The organism is Streptomyces sp. NPDC086835 (genome assembly GCF_044745705.1).
Taxonomy (GTDB): Bacteria; Actinomycetota; Actinomycetes; order Streptomycetales; family Streptomycetaceae; genus Streptomyces.
This window is the reverse complement of the sequence record NZ_JBIVAU010000009.1, coordinates 63,107-79,526: the sequence shown is the minus strand read 5'-3', so window position 1 is coordinate 79,526 and position 16,420 is coordinate 63,107. Positions and strand designations below refer to the sequence as shown.

The following is a 16,420-nucleotide window of genomic DNA, read 5'->3' as shown; positions in this document are numbered from 1 at the left end:
GCCGTGCCGCTCAGCGCTCCCGAGCTCCGACGTAAGGACGAGGGCGTGCCCGCGCGAAGTCCCCGACAGCCTGAGGGCGACCGGCCGCCGCCGCTGCTTGGACGAAGCGGGCCGGCGGGCGACACTGCAAGGCATGAGGGAGCCGCCGCTCGATGTGCTGATCGTGGGTGCGGGGCCGACCGGCTTGGCCCTGGCGGCTCAACTGCACGCGTACGGCGCCCGGTTCCGGATCGTCGACCGGCACCTGGACCGCGCCCGCGAGTCCCGCGCCCTGGCCGTTCAGCCGCGGACCTTGGAGGCTCTCGCCCCCTTCGGGGTCAGCGAGGAGCTGGTGCGGCGCGGTAATCCGGCGGTGCGGCTGAGGATGCATCTGCCGGGCCGGACGGTCCGGGTGCCGCTGTTCGACCTGGGCGTCGCCGATACGCCGTACCCGTTCCTGCTGTTCCTGTCGCAGGCCGAGACGGAGAGCGTCCTCGGCCGTTTCCTGGCCGACAGCGGGACACCGCTCGAGCGAGGCGTCGAACTGCTGGAACTGGCCCGCACGGGCGAGCAGGTGGCCTGTCGGCTGAGGAGGGGCGACGGGGCCGAGGAGCGCGTGACCGCGCGCTACGTGGCCGGCTGTGACGGGGCCCGCAGTACCGTGCGCCGGCAGGCCGGTATCGGTTTCGAGGGCCACTCCTACCCGCAGACGTTCCTGCTCGCCGATCTGGAGGCCGACGGTCTCGAGCAGGGAGCCGCGCATGCCTTCATGACCGACGCCGGGATGGTGTTCTTCTTCCCGCTCGCGTCGCCCGCGAGCTGGCGGATGCTCGCGATGAGGCCCCCGGACACCCCGGGCGCCGCAGACGCGGATGTGAGCCTGGCGATGCTGCAGTCCCTCGTCGACCGTTACGTGGACCTGCCGCTGCGGCTGCGCGACCCGGTGTGGATGACCGACTTCCGGATCCACAACCGCGGCGCCGGCCGCTACCGGTCCGGGCCCGTCTTCCTGGCCGGCGACGCGGCCCACATCCACAGTCCGGCCGGCGCCCAGGGCATGAACACCGGCATCCAGGACGCCCTCAACCTCGGCTGGAAGCTCGCCCACGTCTGCCGGGGCGCCGCACCGGCCGCCTTGCTGGACACCTACGAAGCGGAACGCGCGCCGGTCGGCCGCGACGTCCTGCGCTTCACGGACCTCGCCTTCAAGATCGCGACCAGTGCCCACCCCCTGATCCGGTCGGCACGCATCCGCCTCGCGCCCCGCATCGCACCGCTCGTCCTGCGCCCCGCCCCGCTGCGCGCCGCCGCCTTCCGGCGGCTCGGCCAACTCGCCGTGAACTACCGGCGCAGCCCCGCCACCAGCGAGGGCTCCCGGCCACCCCGCCACGGTCCCAAGGCCGGCGACCGGCTGCCGGACACCCCGCACGGCCTGCATGCCCTGACGGCCCCGGCGGGCTACCACCTGCTTCTGTGCGGTCCGGCGGACAGCTGGAGAAGCGCCCCGGACCCGGCCGCCCTCGATGCGGCACGCGCCGGTCTCGTCCACGTGCACAGACTCGGAACGAACGCGCCCTGGCCCGGCGCCGCTCACTGCCTGGTGCGGCCCGACGGCTACATCGGCCACCTCGCGGCAGGCACGGACCTGACCCGCCTCATCGCGTACCTCGACCGCTGGCTCCCGTCCCGGGAACAGGAACGCCCAGCACCCTGACGGGACCGCTGCCCGACCGCCGACCGGCCGGACCCACCGGCCCGCGACGTGGCCGTCGGCGGCCGACCGCGGCCGACTGCGCTGCTAGCGTTGCCTCTTGAACGAGGGGGCGAAGGCAGCAGATGACATCGAACGCGTTCCGTATCGGGGGCGATCTGAGCGTACGGCGGCTGGGGTTCGGGGCCATGCGCCTGCCGACCGAGCCCGGTCCTGGCAGGGCATCGTCCCTCGCCGTCGCCCGGCGGGCCGTCGAACTGGGCGTCACGCTGATCGACACCGCGTACCTGTACGGCGGGGGAGCCAACGAGGAACTCCTCGCCGAGGCCCTGCACCCCTACCCGGACGGGCTGGTCATCACCACCAAGGTCGGCGTTGCGCGATCGGGCCCCTCGGGTGAGTGGCGGCTCGACGGGCGGCCGAGCGTCCTGCGCGACCAGGTGGAGGAGGCACTGCGCCGACTTCGTGTCGAGCGGATCGAGCTGCTCCAACTGCACCGTATCGACCCCGAGACGCCGCTCGCCGACCAGGTCGGCACCCTGCGGGACCTGCGGACCGAGGGCAAGATCGGCCGGATCGGACTGTCCGAGGTCACCGTCGCCGAGCTCGAGGAGGCGAGAGGGATCGTCGACATCGCGAGCGTGCAGAACCGCTACAGCCTGCTCGACCGTGAGTACGAGCCCGTGCTCGCGGCGTGCGAAGCGGCCGGGATCGCGTTTCTGCCGTGGCGGCCGGTCGCCTGGGGGAAGTCGGGGGCGACGGCCGAGATCGCCGCCGTGGCGGCCGAGCTCGGTGCCACGCCCACCCAGGTCGTGCTCGCGTGGCTCCTCGGGCACTCGCCGGTAGTGCTGCCGATCCCGGGCACCACGCGGATCGACCACCTGGAAGAAAATCTCGCCGCCGAACGTCTCCAGCTGTCGCCCGCCCACCGCGACCGCCTCGACCGGCTGCCCGCGCCGGCATAGGGCCACGGCCGCGCGTACCCGACGACCGCTCCTCGGCTTCCGCGGCCACGTTGCCGGCTTTTCCTTGCGGAAAGGCAGCCCCCATCGACCGATATCGTGCGTACCGAACCGGGGCCGTCTGCGCAGCCGTACGCATGACCCGGCGAGTTGAGAATCCACGCGCTGCCCTGGCGATGGGGAGACTCCTCGCGTGATGCGGCACACCATTACCGCCGTCCCTTTTATGCACTTTAATCCCGAATCCGCCCCTTGAGCGTAGAGGTGCCCGGCTGGAGTCGGCATTGCCCGCATTGATGCGCATCCAATGTCCTTGAGGGGCGCGAAGGCGATTACGATGGTGTGGCCGTGGTGTGAAGATCGAGCCGAAGCGACTGCCCCCTGAGTGGGGGAAGCGAAGAAGAAAAGGGGGAAAGGTGATTCCGCTTGAGTCGTCGACCGTCGTACTCGGCGCTGTCCCCTTGCCTGCGGAAGCGGTTCCGACGCCCGCTGTCGACCGGCAGGTGCCGACCGGCCGCACAAGCATGGGCGGCGTCGGTGGCCGGCCCGGGTTCACCGGCAGTGTGACCGAGCAGAAGCCGTCCCCCGGTGAATCTCTTTGTATGAAAAGAAAACCGCGACACCTATGGTGATCGTCCGGCCGGAGGGGCTGACCGCTTCCGGTGAACGAGGCGATTCATGTCTCAGGGCGCTCAGGGCGGCCGCGCCTGCACTGCTTGCTTATTCCGTCATTCGTATCCTGTGCCTCGCCGTGCTCTTTCTGTGGTCCTATGTCACAGGCCGCGATGCAATCGATCTGCTCGCGCGGCGTTGGGATTCCCTTTGGTATGTAAGGGTCATTGAAGAAGGCTACGGATTCACTCTCCAGGCGCCGGACGGCAGAGTCCTTTCGAACATGGCCTTCTTCCCGCTTCTGCCGTGGCTCGAATCGCTGGTGTCGGCGGTCACGTCTCTGAGTCCCGCGCATGCGGGTCTCTTCATCAGCGCCGTCGCATCCCTTGTGGCGGCTTTCGGGATATTCACCGTCACGGATCAGCTGTACGGTCCGAGGAGCGGTCTCTTCGCCGTTGTCCTCTGGGCGGCGCTGCCGGTCGGCATCGTCCAGTCGATGGCCTACAGCGAATCGCTGTTCGTGGCTCTGGCCGTGTGGTCGTTGCGATGGTCACTCAACGGGGACTGGATGCGCGCCGGCGTCCTCGCGTCGCTGGCCGGCTTGACGCGCCCGGTCGGACTGGCGGTCACCGCGGCGGTCTGGGCCGCGGCGATCCTCCAGATGTGGGCGACATCCGACAGCCGTGCCGAGGCCCGGCCGACGGGCCGGATGATTGTGGGCCTGCTCGTCGCCCCCCTCGGAGCCGTCGGCTACATACTCTGGGTCGGCCATCGGGTGGGCACGCCCTGGGGCTATCTCCACGTGCAGGCCGAGTGGGGCAACGGCTTCGACGGAGGGCTGGCCTTCTCGAAATTCATCGCCGACCTCCTTTTCAGTTCGGCCTTCCTCGCGGGACTGGCCCTCCTCGTCGGTGTGTTCGCGATCGGCTGGCTCTACAGAAGAACCATCACCGAGAAGCAACCTGTGGCTCTGACCGTGTACTGCGGGGTGGTGGTGATCCTGGCGGTCTGTGCCTCCGGGTATTTCGGGTCCAAGCCTCGACTGCTGATTCCTGCCTTTCCGCTTCTCCTCCCTGTCGCGAACATGTTGAGCCGCACCAGAGGGACGCGGGCGTGGCTCATCGTCGGAACGGCTGCCTTGGTGGCGGCTGTTTACGGCGCCTTCTGGCTGCACGGTTCCGGGCCGCCGTAGCGTCGCGCCCGATCGATGACGGCCGCAGCTCTCAACACCTCGTGGGGGAGCGGGATCCGCGCACCGACCTGCACCAGCTGCCTCGCGGTACCGTGACGAAAAGCAGTGGGTCACCGAATCCGCGGTGGGAGCGGTTGATCATGACGGTGGTGCGGATGCCCGGCATTCGGACGGCGTCGGCCGGGAACGATGCCTGTATGCGGACTGTGGAGCACCCCTGATGCCGGCGCCGAAGGAACCGGCAGCCGACGCGGCGGGCCCTCTCCTGTCGCCGGTCAATTCGCACAACGAGTGGGATCCGCTGGAGGAGATCATCGTCGGGCGTCTGGACGGCGCGACGATCCCCTCCGACCATCCGGTCGTGGGATGCAACATTCCGCCATGGGCAGCACGGTTGCAGGGGCTCGCCGCCGGCTTCAGGTATCCGCGCAGGCTGATCGAGCCGGCGCAGCACGAACTCGACGAGTTCGTCGCTCTCCTGCAATCCCTCGGCATCACCGTCAGGCGCCCCGACGCGGTCGACCACAGGCAGCGCTTCGGCACCCCCGACTGGTCGTCGCGCGGCTTTTGCAACACCTGCCCCCGGGACAGCATGCTCGTGATCGGCGACGAGATCATCGAGACCCCGATGGCATGGCCGTGCCGGTATTTCGAGACGCATTCCTATCGCGCGATCCTCAAGGACTACTTCCGGCGCGGCGCGCGGTGGACGGCGGCACCGAGACCACAGCTCACCGACGCGCTGTTCGAGACGGATTTCCGTATCCCCGAGGCCGGTGAGCCCATGCGCTACATCCTCACCGAGTTCGAGCCGGTCTTCGACGCCGCGGATTTCGTGCGCGCGGGCCGCGACCTGTTCGTCACCCGCAGCAACGTCACCAACCGGATGGGCATCGAATGGTTGCGGCGCCATCTCGGGCCCGGCTATCGCATTCATGAGATCGAGAGCCGCTGCCGCACGCCGATGCACATCGATACGACGTTCCTGCCGCTCTCGCCCGGCAAGGTACTGGTCAACCCCGAATACATCGACATCGACCGGCTGCCCGACGTCCTGAGTTCGTGGGACATCCTGATCGCCCCCGAACCCGACCCCGTCGGCGAGCCCTTGCTCAAGATCACCTCGATGTGCGGCAAGTGGCTGAACATGAACATCCTCATGATCGACGAGAAGAGGATGATCGCCGAACGGCACCACACCGGAATGCTGCGCGCCCTCGAAAAGTGGGGCTTCGAGCCGATCCCCGGCGACCTGCTCCACTACGCGCCGTTCGGCGGCTCTTTCCACTGCGCCACCCTCGACATCCGGCGACGCGGCACGCTCGAGTCGTATGTCGACTGATCAGGGCTGCGGCTGATCAAAGATGCGGCCGGACGACGATCAGAGCGACATCGTCGGTGCGGGCGGCAGAGCCGTCGGCGTGGTGGACGAGACAGTCGGTGATGTCGTCCAGGTGCGGATCTTCGCAGTCGGCGAGACGCCGGGCGAGACCGTCCGTGGTGTCGGTGATGTCGGCGCCGGGGACCTCCACCAGTCCATCGGTGTACAGGGCCAGAACCGCGCCGGGCGGGAGAGCGATCTCCGTTGTGGAGTACTCGGCGTTCTCGTCGATACCGAGGAGCAGGCCCGGCGGCACGTCGAGAACCTCGGTGCGCCGGTCGGGGTGGCGGAGCAGCGGCGGCGGGTGCCCGCCGGTGGCGAGGTGCGCCCGGTGGCGGGCGAGGTCGAGCTTGGCGATGAGGCAGCTGGTGAACAGGCCGGGGTCCAGATCGGTCAGCAGGCGGTTGGTCCGGGTGAGGATGTCGCCGGGTGACGCGCCCGCGGTGGCGTGGGCGTGGACGGCGGTGCGGACCTGGCCCATGAGGGCCGCGGCGGTCGTGTTGTGTCCCTGGACGTCGCCGATGGCGGCGACCACCGTGGTCGCCGTACAACGGATCAGGTCGTAGAAGTCGCCGCCGATGTCCATGCCGTGGCCGGCGGGCCGGTAGCGGGCGGCGACGTCCAGGCCGGCGACGTGAGGCAAGGTGTGGGGGAGCAGCCCTGTCTGCAGGGTGTGGGCGAGGGTGTGCTTGGCGTCGTAGAGCCGGGCGCGGTCAAGGGCCTGGGCGATCAGCCCGGCCAGTGAGGTCAGCAGGGCTCGTTCCGCCGGAGGGAAGGGGCGCGGCCGGTCGTAGGAGAGGGCGAGGGACCCCACCGGGCGGCCCGAGGCGGTCAGCGGCAGGAACGCCCAAGCACTCCTGTTCCGGTAGCGAGAGGTGTGTGGGTGGGCGAGCCGGAAGTCGTCGAAGCTGGGGAAGAACTCGGCCGCTCCGGTCGTCCCCACGTGCACTCCGGCGACGTCGGAGGTCACGGGCGTGCCGTCGACGCGTTCAAGGAACTCGTCGCTGTAGCCGCGATGGCCGACTACCCGCAGCCGCCCGTCGTCCACCGTCATGAGGACCAGGCCCTGGGGACCGAGTGCGGGAACGATCTGGTCGGCGGCCAGGTCGACGACATCCTGGACGCTCACCGCCTCGGCGAGGGCGGCCGCCAGATGCGTCAGCTGGTACAGCGCCATGACGTTCACGGCCTCGGCCGGATACGCCGGCTGCTGTGCCACAGGCACGGCCCCGTCCTCCGCGGCGGGCTTGATGTGGACGCTGAGGCCGGTCTCGTCCGGGTACAGCTCGAAGGCCAACCGCGTACCCGGCGAGCGGACGGCGACGAAGGACGTCGGCTGTCGTGAGAGGACAGCGGCCCGGTAGCGCTCTTCGAACACGGGGTCCTGCAGCCACAGCAGGATCTCCCACGGGCGTTTGCCGAGCAGGGAGGCGGCCCCGGCGCCCACCAGCTCGGCGCCGGCCTGATTGATGAACGTGATGCGGCCGTCCAGGTCCAGCGCACAGCAGCCCACCGGCAGGCGTTCGGCGAATCTGTGCGCGGCCATGGCCTGCGCCGGGTCGGTCTCCTGCGGGCGCGGCGGCGTCACGATCCGCGGTTCGCCTTCAGGCAGCAGCCGGTGACCGCTGTCGGCCGCGTGCCGCAGGATGTCCCCCGCGCGGCGGCAGAAGCCGTCGACGGCCTCCCGTTCGTGTGTGCTGAGCCGCGGCGGGTGCCAGATCGGCCACAGCAGCACGATCCCGCCCCATACATGACCCCCGCCGACCACAGGAGCGGCGCCGAGCATGAAGTCGTACGGGAGCACGATCCCCAGACGCGGATACCGGCGGGCGATCTCCTCCTGGCTGCCCAGCCACACCAGTTGCCCGCTGCGCATCGCGTCGGCCACCGGGATCGACGTGTCCAAGGGGATGCGGGACCACGGCGCGGTGATCCGCTGGGACGCCCCCGACACCAGCGCAAGACGCAGCATGTGCTCGTCCGGCTCCAGCAGGTAGACCAGGCCGACCGATGCCCCGGTGTCACGCACGACGTCGCCCATGACGGGGACGAGGTGCTCGAGCCCCGGACCGGAGGACGCGTCCGTCTCAGCGGGCTGCATGCTTCTTCACCTGGCCACGGTGTGTGACGTGACGTCGCCGCGGCGTCCGGGGCGGCTGCGGGCCGCCGCGCCGTACACGGCCGGTCGCGAGACGTCCCGGGCCCGGCATGCTCCCGTCCGCCGGTGCCCCGCATGCGCCGACCGTGCCACGGGCCCGGCCGGATCCGGTGGCCGAGCACCGCTTCGATCACACCGTTCATCGACCATATATGGACAATACGTCCGCCCTGGTGTACCAGCACAGCGGAGGGGGCCGTCCACCCTCGGTAGGGTCGGATATCCCGTTGTAGGGCCCGGGGTACGGCATAGGGTCACCCGCATGTCTCTGCGAGTCCGTATGCGTGAATCCCTGCCCCAAGCCATGCGCGCCCGAGACAAGGTCGCGGTGAGCGCTCTCCGCGCGACGCTCGCGGCGCTGGACAACGCCGAGGCGGTGCCCGTGGGTTCAGCCGGCATCCGTGGGGCGGCGTCCCTCGAGGAGTCACCGGTCGGCGCCGGCGCGACCGAGGTGGCGCGGCGAGAGCTGAGCGAGCATGCCACCGTGGACATCGTGCGCGCCGAGATCGCCGAACGGCTGGAGGCAGCGGCGGAACTGACCGCGTCGGCGCACGCGGACCGGGCCGGGCGGCTCCGCGCGGAAGCCGCCGTGCTGCTCGGCTTCCTCGACGGACCCGGCGCCGCGTAGGTCACTTCGCGCGGCCCGGCGCGGCCCCGTTCCGGAGGCCGGAAGAGCCGGAGAACTCCCACCCGCCCGGCGACCGCAGCTCCCGGATCAAGGCCCGGACGGCGGCCGACGCCGCCAGTTCGCGGGTGGTGACATAGCCGACCGACCGTGTGGGGCGCTCCGGGCCGAGATCAAGGATCTCGACGGTGTCCGGCGCTCCGACCAGGGACAACTTCGGCATGACAGCCATGCCGAAACCGCTGCTCACCAATGAGAGCACTGCTCCGTCGTCCTCGGCCTCGACGGTCGCCGGCGGCAGCCATTCCTGCTCCTGCCACCAAGTGCGCGTGTACGAGGTGCAGTTCTCGGCCCAGTCGACCAACGGCAGTGTGTGGGGTGACGGATGCCCGGCCGGGTGCACCAGCGCGTAGCCCTCCTCCAGCAGGACCGCACCGATCAGCTCCGGCGGTACGGGGGAAGTCGTCCCGATCGTCGCGATGCCCAGGTCCGCGCGCCCGTCCAGTACTTCGCCCGCCGTGCCGCGCCCGACCTCCCGTACGATCCGCACTTCCGGCACCACCTCCGGATGGCTCCTGGCCAGCGCCTCCAAGGCACGCGGCAGCAGGTGGAGAGCGGCGCTGCGGAATGCGGCGATGCGCAGGGGACCGGACGCGGAGCGGCTCTCCGCTCCGCGCACCTCGGCGCCCATCACCTCGAGCAGACGCAGTACGCGCCGGGCATGGGCGACGGCCTTCTCACCGGCGGCCGTGGGAACGGCCCCGCGGCGCCCCCGGTCGAAGAGCACCGCCCCGAGCTTGCGTTCGCTGCCGCGCACCGAGTGCGAGACCGCCGACTGGGTCATGCCGAGTGCGGCGGCCGCCGCCGAGAAGCCGCCCTCGTCGCCGACGGCGACGAGCACACGCAGTTCTTGCGGCGCGAGATCGGACATCGAGGCGCTGACCTCCCGATATGAGAGCCGTTCATGGATGGGGTGGTTCCATCGACGCACCCTACTGCCCGGCCCACCGGAAGCTCCCTACGGTCTCGATCATGACGACGCAGACTTCGCTCACCGTGCACCAGACCGCCCGACCCGACGGCTTCCCGACCTCCGGCCAGTTCAGGTTCGTCGAGTCACCCGTACCGGAACCCCGGCCCGGCACGGCACTCGTGGAGAACCTCCACTGGTCCGTCGACCCGTACCACCGCGAGATGATGGACGGCGACTTCGCGCTGAACGCGCCGCTGGAGGGCCGCACGATCGGCCGGGTCGTCGAATCCCATGACCCGGGCCTGACCGAAGGCGACCTCGTCCTCCATCGCAGCGGGTGGCGCACCCGCGCCCTCGTGACGCTCGGCACGGCCGGAACACGCAAGCTCCGGCGGTACGACGGCGTCCCGCTCTCCGCCCACCTGAGCATCCTCGGCGGCACCGGTCTGACCGCCTATGTGGCACTAACCCGCACGCTGCGGCTGAAGCCGGGGGAGGACCTGTTCATCTCGGCGGCCGCAGGCGGCGTGGGGACGGCGGCCGGCCGAATCGCCCGGATCCTGGGCGCGGGCCGGATCGTGGGCAGTGCCGGTTCCGCCGCCAAGGTCGCGCACCTCACCGGACGGCTGGGCTTCGACGCCGCCTTCGACTACCACGACGGCCCGGTCGGCGAACTGCTCGGGAAGGCCGCGCCGGACGGGATCGACGCCTACGTGGACAACGTCGGCGGAGAGCATCTGGAGGGCGCCATCGAGGTCCTGCGTGATCACGGGCGGATCGCCTGGGTCGGGGCGGTCGCCCAGTACCACCACGCGCGGCCGCCGGCAGCGCCGCACAATCTCTTCGACATCGTCGGCAAGAGCCTGCGCCTGCAGGGCGTGCTCGTCCGCGACCACGCCCATCTGCAGGAGGAGCTCGAAGACTTCCTGGTGCCGCATCTGCGCAGCGGCCGGATCGCGCCGGACCAGACAGTGGTCACGGGGTTCGAGAACATCGTGGAGGCGTTCCTCGGCATGCTGCGGGGCGAGAACACCGGAAAGATGCTGGTGTCCCGGCCCGGAGGGTGAACCGGTGACGCACCCGACAGGTCGTTCCCTCCGGGAAGCCGCGAGGGCCGGCAACAGGACTTGCGGTGTCGCGGGGTGGCGGGACCCTGGAAGAGGCCGGCGGCGACCCGGCCCGGACGCACGCTGTGCGGCCGCCGGTGGGAGCGGGACCGGAAGGACGACCTCATGAAGGCACTGGTGTTCCAAGGCCCGGGACAGACGTCCTGGCAGGACGTTCCGGACCCCGACCTCAAGGACGCCGCAGACGCGGTGATACGCGTCGACGCCGTCACCATCTGCGGCACGGACCTGCACATCGTCAAGGGCGACGTCCCCGAAGTGACCCCCGGCACGGTCCTGGGTCACGAAGCGGTCGGCGAAGTGGTGGAGGTCGGCAGCGAGGTGCGTACGGTCCGTCCCGGTGACCGCGTGCTGGTCTCCTGCATCGCGGCGTGCGGTCGCTGCGTCTTCTGCCGGGAGAACCGCTACGGACAGTGCCGCGGGGGCGGCGGCTGGGTGCTGGGGCATCTGATCGACGGAACCCAGGCCGAGTACGTCCGTGTGCCCTTCGCGGACCTGTCGGTGCACCCGCTTCCCGGCGGTGTGACCAGCGAGGACGCGGTCCTGCTGGCGGACATCTTCCCCACCGCGTACGAGGTGGGCGTCCTCAACGGACAGGTGCGGCCGGGCGACACCGTCGTCGTGGTCGGCGCCGGGCCGGTCGGGCTTGCCACCATCGCCACCGCCCAGCTCTACGGTCCGGGGCGGATCATCGCCGTCGACCTGGCCGAATCCCGGCTCCGGGCGGCACGGGACATGGGCGCCGACGCGACCGTCGCCGCCGACGAAGGCCCCGAGGCACTGGTCGAGGACCTCACGGGAGGACTCGGAGCCGATGTCGTCGTCGAGGCCGTCGGCGTGCCCGAGGCGTTCGAGCAGTGCACCCGAATGGTGCGTCCCGGAGGCCATGTCGCCAACGTGGGCGTGCACGGCAAGCCCGCGGCGCTCCATCTCGAGGAGCTGTGGATCAAGGACGTGACGATCACGACCGGACTCGTCGACACGCACTCCACACCGATGCTGCTGCGCATGATGGCGGCCGGGCGGCTCCCGGCGGCGTCGGCGATGGTCACGCACCGCTTCGAACTGGGGCAGATCGAGGAGGCGTACGACGTCTTCACCCGCGCCACGGACACCGGGGCCCTCAAGGTCGTGCTCGGCGGCCCGCGGCACGACGAGGTCAGTGTGCCCGCCTAGGGCCTCTCGTTCCGATCAGGCGGGACCCGAACCACCGAGCCCCGCCTGCGGGTCACGGCGCTGAGTGGCGGACCTCATGCCTGGTGGCGGTGCCGGGTGGAGGCCGTTCCGGTCACCGTGGTGAGACCGTCCCAGGGGCGCCGGCGCCCGCCGCTCACCGCGGCGATACCGGTCTCGTCGTAGCGGGACGTCGCCAGGGACCAGGTCAGGTTGCCCGCCATCACATGGCGCATGCCGTCCACGTAGTGGCTGACGTGTTCGCGTGTCTCGCCGGGCACGCCCTGCTCGGCGAGCGTCCCGGGGAGGGAGGCGGCGAGCCGGGCGAAGCGGGCCGTCCGGGCGTTGGCGAGCGCGGTGATGTGTTCGACCGACTCCTCGAGCGTGCAGTCCTTGTGCTCACGCTCTATGACCACGCTGTTGTTGATGTCTCCGGCGGCCAGCTCCTTCACGAGCGAGACGATGTCGTTGACGAAGATCACCACATCACCCGTGATCTCGCGCATCTCCCGCAACGGGAAGGACCGGTGCAGCTCCTCGGGCAGGGCGTAACCCCCGCACCGCTCGGTGAAGTCGAGGCACGGCTGCACCCCTATGGAGTGCCGCCGCACTTCGAGGAACTGCTCGAGCGAAGGCAGGCGGTCGGCATTGCGATGGTGTGCTTCTCCCACATGTGCGGCGAGGTACGCCTGCCAGTGGTCACGGAAACGGAGCCGCCATTCGTACGGAGCGCCGGCGGTGGACCGCAGCCAGATGTCCCGGAACGCCCGGACCAGCGGCGTGTCCCGGCCGCCTGCCGCCTGCGGCGCGCCGTCCGTCGTCATCGTCGCGACGAGGGCGTCCACCACGCCGCGGATCTCGTGGGGCCGCGTGCCCAGTCCCCCGTCGAACTGGTCGTCGAAGATGAAGAACCAGGCGTTGAAGTCCGCTGCCAGCTCGAGGTCGCCGGCCGTGGCGTCGGGGTAGAAGTACGCCATCAGCCGCTCCAGCCGCAGCGCGTCGTACTCGGCCGTCGCCACGTCGCCCGCGAGCAGACCTGTCTCCTGCACCCACTGGAGCGTGTGCTGCCGGGCACGTTCCGCGTACGGGCTCAGGCGGGCCGGGAACGGGATCCTGATGGCCGCGGTGCGCCGGGTGGGGTCCGAAGGGCTCGCGGGACCCGGGAGCCGACGGCCGGAATTCGTCTCGTGTGCCATGCGCCCCCCTGGGTGTCGCGGCACGCCGGACCGGTACGCGCTGCGGGTCCGACGCGTCCGAGTGCCGTTTTGAGACTAGGCGTTGTGCTGGTGGAAGGACCGTGGTCGGCAGATGGGACGGGGTGCGCGCCCAGCGCACACGGCCACTTGTGCGCCCCTCGACGCGCCCCCTTTGGTGAGGGGCGAGCCTACCTGGATCCGGCCACGCTGTACCGCGATCAGATCATCCCGAGAGAAAAAGCCGTGCGGAGCACTACACATCGTCCTCGCGTGCGTACGCTTTGCGCACCCGGGAGTTGGGATTCCGGGACAAAGACCCGGACTCGGGACGACACGCGGTCGAGGGAACGGACATGGCTTACATGGGAGACCGGCCGGGGCGGCCGCTGCGGCTGCTGCTGGAGCGCGAGACGGAAACAGCGGCGCTGGAGAGCCTGTTGACCGAGCTGAGCGGGCCGTCCCAGGGACTGACGGCGGCCGGCTCCGGCGGCCTGCTGGTCTTCGCCGGGCCGGCCGGGCTCGGTAAGACCACCCTCCTCAACGAGGTGCGCAGAAGGGCCCTCGCCCGCGGCTGCACCGTGCTCTCCGCACGGGGCGGGGAGCAGGAACAGGGCGTCGCGTTCCATGTCGTACGCCACCTCGTGCAGCCCGTGCTCGCAGCCGGCAGCGAGGAGGAACACCGCAGGACGCTGGGGAGTTGGTACGACATCGTCGCTCCCGCGGTGGGCCTGGTGGCAGGCGCCGGCCACAGCTCTCCCGATCCGCAGGGAGTACGGGACGGTCTGGACTGGGTCGCCACGCGGTTCGCCGTCCAGCACGCGCCGCTGGTGGTCATGCTCGACGACGCGCACTGGGCGGACGCCGAGTCGCTGACCTGGCTGACCGGCTTCGCGCCGCGGGTCACCGAGCTGCCGATGCTCCTCGTCGTCGCCTACCGCCCCGACGAACTCCCCGCCGACGCACTGGCGTTCGGCAAGCTGGCCGAACGGCACGGGTCGCGCCCCTTCGATCTCGCTCCGCTCACGCCCGGCGCGATCAGCCGCATCGTCAGGGACGCCCTCGGGGAGGACGCCGACGACGCGTTCTGCCGGGAGACCTGGGCGGTCACCGGAGGGAACCCGTTCGAGGCGGTCGAGCTCGCCGCCAGGGTCGCCGACCGCGGACTCAAGCCCCAGAGCGCCCACCTGCCCGAACTGCGGCAACTGGCCTCGGCGGTGAAGGGCGGCGGCCTCATCGAGCGCCTGGAGCGGCTCGGCACCTCCGCCGTCCGGTTCGCCTGGGGCGCCGCCGTGCTGGGCGCGGAGGCGTCCCGCAGCCGGGCCGCGAGCGTCGGCGGACTGGGGGACGCCGAGTCCGCGGACGCCGTCGCCAAACTGCGCGAGGCCCGCATCCTCGCCGACCCGGCCCGCGACGGGAGCGACGAGGACGACGACCACCTCGAGTTCTTCCACCCCCTCGTCTCCACCGCCGTCTACCGGGCGATACCAGCGGCGTTCCGCGTCGCCATGCACGGCCAGGCCGCCGCGGTCATCTCCCACGCGGGCCTCGGCGCCACCGCCGCCGCCCGGCACCTGCTGGAGACGCACCCCGAGAGCGACCCGTGGGTGGTGCAGCAACTGTCGGAAGCCGCCCGCGACTACCTCCGGGCAGGCGCTCCCGACGCCGCCCGGCGCTGCCTCACCCGGGCGCTGCGCGAACCACCGGCCATGGAGGACCGCGCCCAGGTGCTGTTCGACCTCGGCTGCTCCGCGCTGCTGACGGAACCCGCGGTCACGGTCAACCACCTGCGGGCCGCGCTGGACGAACCCGTCCTCGACCCGGCCCTGCGGGAGGCGATCGTCTACCGGCTGGCGCAGGCCCTCGGCCACTCGGACCGGATGGCGGAGGCCGCCCGGACGGTCGCCGACGCGGCCCGCTGGGCCACCGACACCAGGACCCGGCTGCACATGCAGGCGGAGCAGTTCATGTGGAACGCCTTCCGGGCCGACGAGCAGGACTCGCCCGCCCGTTCACGCAAGCTCGCCCGGCTCGCCGAGCATCTCACCGGGACCGGCACCGCGGAGCGCTACATCATGGGCCTGCGGGCCTGGGACGCGATGGTGCGCGGCGAACCGGCGCCGACGGCGCTCGAGTGGGCGGAGAAGGCCCTCGGTGACGGCCTGCCGTGGACGGACGAGCAGTGGGGCTTCGAGGTCCCGGTCCTGGTGGCCCTCACCTTCATGTACTGCGACCAGCCCGGACGGGCCGAGGAACTGTTCCAGAAGGGCATCGCGGAGTGCCAGGACAGAGGCTGGCGCGGCGCGCACCTGTCCTTCGGCTACACGCTCCTTGGTTACATCCGCTACCGCCGTGGACGCCTCGACTCCGCGGAGACGCTGGTCCGCGACGGTCTGCGGATCGCGGACAGGGTCGGACACCAGGTGCCGGCGCAGTACTTCGCCATCGGCATCCTCATCGAGATCCTCCTCGCCCGCGGCCGCACCGAGGAGGCGGAGGAGGTCGCCACCACGTACCACTACGGCGACATCGTGCCCAGCGCGGTGGTGTACCCCGACGCCCAGACCGTCCACAGTGAACTGCTGCTCGCCCTCGGCAGGCGCCGTGAGGCCGAACAGCAGCTCGTTCGCGTCGGCGAGCGCCTCGAGCCCCGCGGTATGCGCAACCCGGCATGGTGCCCCTGGCAGCTCCACCTGGCCCGGGCCAAGGCGGCCACCGACCCGGAGCAGGCCCGGGAACTCGCCGCCGAAGGCGTCCGCAGGGCGCGCCGGTTCGGCACTCGGTCCGCCGTCGGACAGGCGCTGCACGCGATGGCCGCGGTGACGCCCGGACCCGAGCAGGCCCAGGTCCTCGCCGAGGCCGTCGCGCACCTCGAGCGCTCGCCCTCCGGCCACGACCTGGCGAGCGCCCTGATCGACCACGGCGTGGCACTGCGCCGCAGCGGGCTCCCGCAGGACGCGGCCGAGCAGCTGCACCGGGGGCTGGAGGGCGCCGTGCAGTGCGGGGCCGACGCCTTGGTGTCGCGGGCCCGCGAGGAGCTTGACGCGACCGGGATGTGGCCCCTCCAGCCGCGTACCGCGGCCGCCGACTCACTCACCGTGCAGGAGCGCACCGTGGCCGAATGGGCCGCCCGTGGCTGGTCCAACGCCCGTATCGCGGAGGCGCTGGGAGCCACGGACCCGGTGGTGACCCGATTGCTGTCCGACATATACCTGAAGGCCGGCTGCGACCGGGCGGGACTCCCACGGCTGCTCGCGGGACCCGACTCCGGCGCGTCCACCGGTCCCGGGCTCCCCGGCGGTCCCATGGGGTCATGACCCGGCGAAGTCGTGAC

General features: G+C 71.0%; 11 protein-coding genes. 8 read left to right on the top strand and 3 right to left on the bottom strand.

Features of this window, described 5'->3' with window-relative positions; all coding sequences use genetic code 11:
* Positions 1 to 133: 133 nt before the first annotated feature.
* From ACIPJI_RS26350 to ACIPJI_RS26335, 4 genes are all read left to right on the top strand, one after another.
* Positions 134 to 1,693 (top strand): FAD-dependent monooxygenase, encoded by a 1,560-nt coding sequence (locus ACIPJI_RS26350; protein ID WP_402249239.1) that lies wholly within the window; start codon positions 134 to 136, stop codon positions 1,691 to 1,693.
* Between the two features lie 122 nt (positions 1,694 to 1,815).
* Complete coding sequence (locus ACIPJI_RS26345; protein ID WP_402249238.1) at positions 1,816 to 2,655, top strand: aldo/keto reductase; 840 nt, start codon at positions 1,816 to 1,818, stop codon at positions 2,653 to 2,655.
* A 622-nt stretch (positions 2,656 to 3,277) separates the two neighbouring features.
* Positions 3,278 to 4,456, top strand: a complete 1,179-nt coding sequence (locus tag ACIPJI_RS26340; protein ID WP_402249237.1) for a hypothetical protein — start codon at positions 3,278 to 3,280, stop codon at positions 4,454 to 4,456.
* 220 nt (positions 4,457 to 4,676) lie between these two features.
* Entirely contained in the window at positions 4,677 to 5,798 is a 1,122-nt protein-coding gene (locus ACIPJI_RS26335) for an amidinotransferase (RefSeq protein ID WP_402249235.1), read from the top strand.
* A 16-nt stretch (positions 5,799 to 5,814) separates the two neighbouring features.
* On the opposite strand, the gene ACIPJI_RS26330 is transcribed toward ACIPJI_RS26335, so the two are convergent.
* Positions 5,815 to 7,938: a SpoIIE family protein phosphatase gene (locus ACIPJI_RS26330; protein WP_402249234.1), complete on the bottom strand. Its 2,124-nt coding sequence runs from the start codon at positions 7,936 to 7,938 to the stop codon at positions 5,815 to 5,817.
* Positions 7,939 to 8,299: 361 nt separating this feature from the next.
* On the opposite strand from ACIPJI_RS26330, the gene ACIPJI_RS26325 reads away from it, so the two are divergent.
* Complete coding sequence (locus tag ACIPJI_RS26325; RefSeq protein ID WP_402249545.1) at positions 8,300 to 8,623, top strand: hypothetical protein; 324 nt, start codon at positions 8,300 to 8,302, stop codon at positions 8,621 to 8,623.
* Position 8,624: 1 nt separating this feature from the next.
* Here the strand turns inward: ACIPJI_RS26325 and ACIPJI_RS26320 are convergent, their stop codons facing one another.
* On the bottom strand, positions 8,625 to 9,551 hold the full coding sequence (locus tag ACIPJI_RS26320; protein WP_402249232.1) for a LysR family transcriptional regulator: 927 nt from the start codon (positions 9,549 to 9,551) through the stop codon (positions 8,625 to 8,627).
* 101 nt (positions 9,552 to 9,652) lie between these two features.
* Between ACIPJI_RS26320 and ACIPJI_RS26315 the strand changes: the two genes are divergently transcribed.
* Entirely contained in the window at positions 9,653 to 10,660 is a 1,008-nt protein-coding gene (locus ACIPJI_RS26315; protein ID WP_402249231.1) for an NADP-dependent oxidoreductase, read from the top strand.
* Between the two features lie 165 nt (positions 10,661 to 10,825).
* Positions 10,826 to 11,896 (top strand): alcohol dehydrogenase catalytic domain-containing protein, encoded by a 1,071-nt coding sequence (locus ACIPJI_RS26310; protein WP_402249230.1) that lies wholly within the window; start codon positions 10,826 to 10,828, stop codon positions 11,894 to 11,896.
* A gap of 74 nt (positions 11,897 to 11,970) precedes the next feature.
* Here the strand turns inward: ACIPJI_RS26310 and ACIPJI_RS26305 are convergent, their stop codons facing one another.
* Positions 11,971 to 13,089: an isoafricanol synthase gene (locus tag ACIPJI_RS26305; protein WP_356624493.1), complete on the bottom strand. Its 1,119-nt coding sequence runs from the start codon at positions 13,087 to 13,089 to the stop codon at positions 11,971 to 11,973.
* Between the two features lie 353 nt (positions 13,090 to 13,442).
* Here ACIPJI_RS26305 and ACIPJI_RS26300 point away from each other — a divergent pair, with 353 nt between their 5' ends.
* Entirely contained in the window at positions 13,443 to 16,403 is a 2,961-nt protein-coding gene (locus ACIPJI_RS26300; protein WP_402249229.1) for an ATP-binding protein, read from the top strand.
* Positions 16,404 to 16,420: the final 17 nt, after the last annotated feature.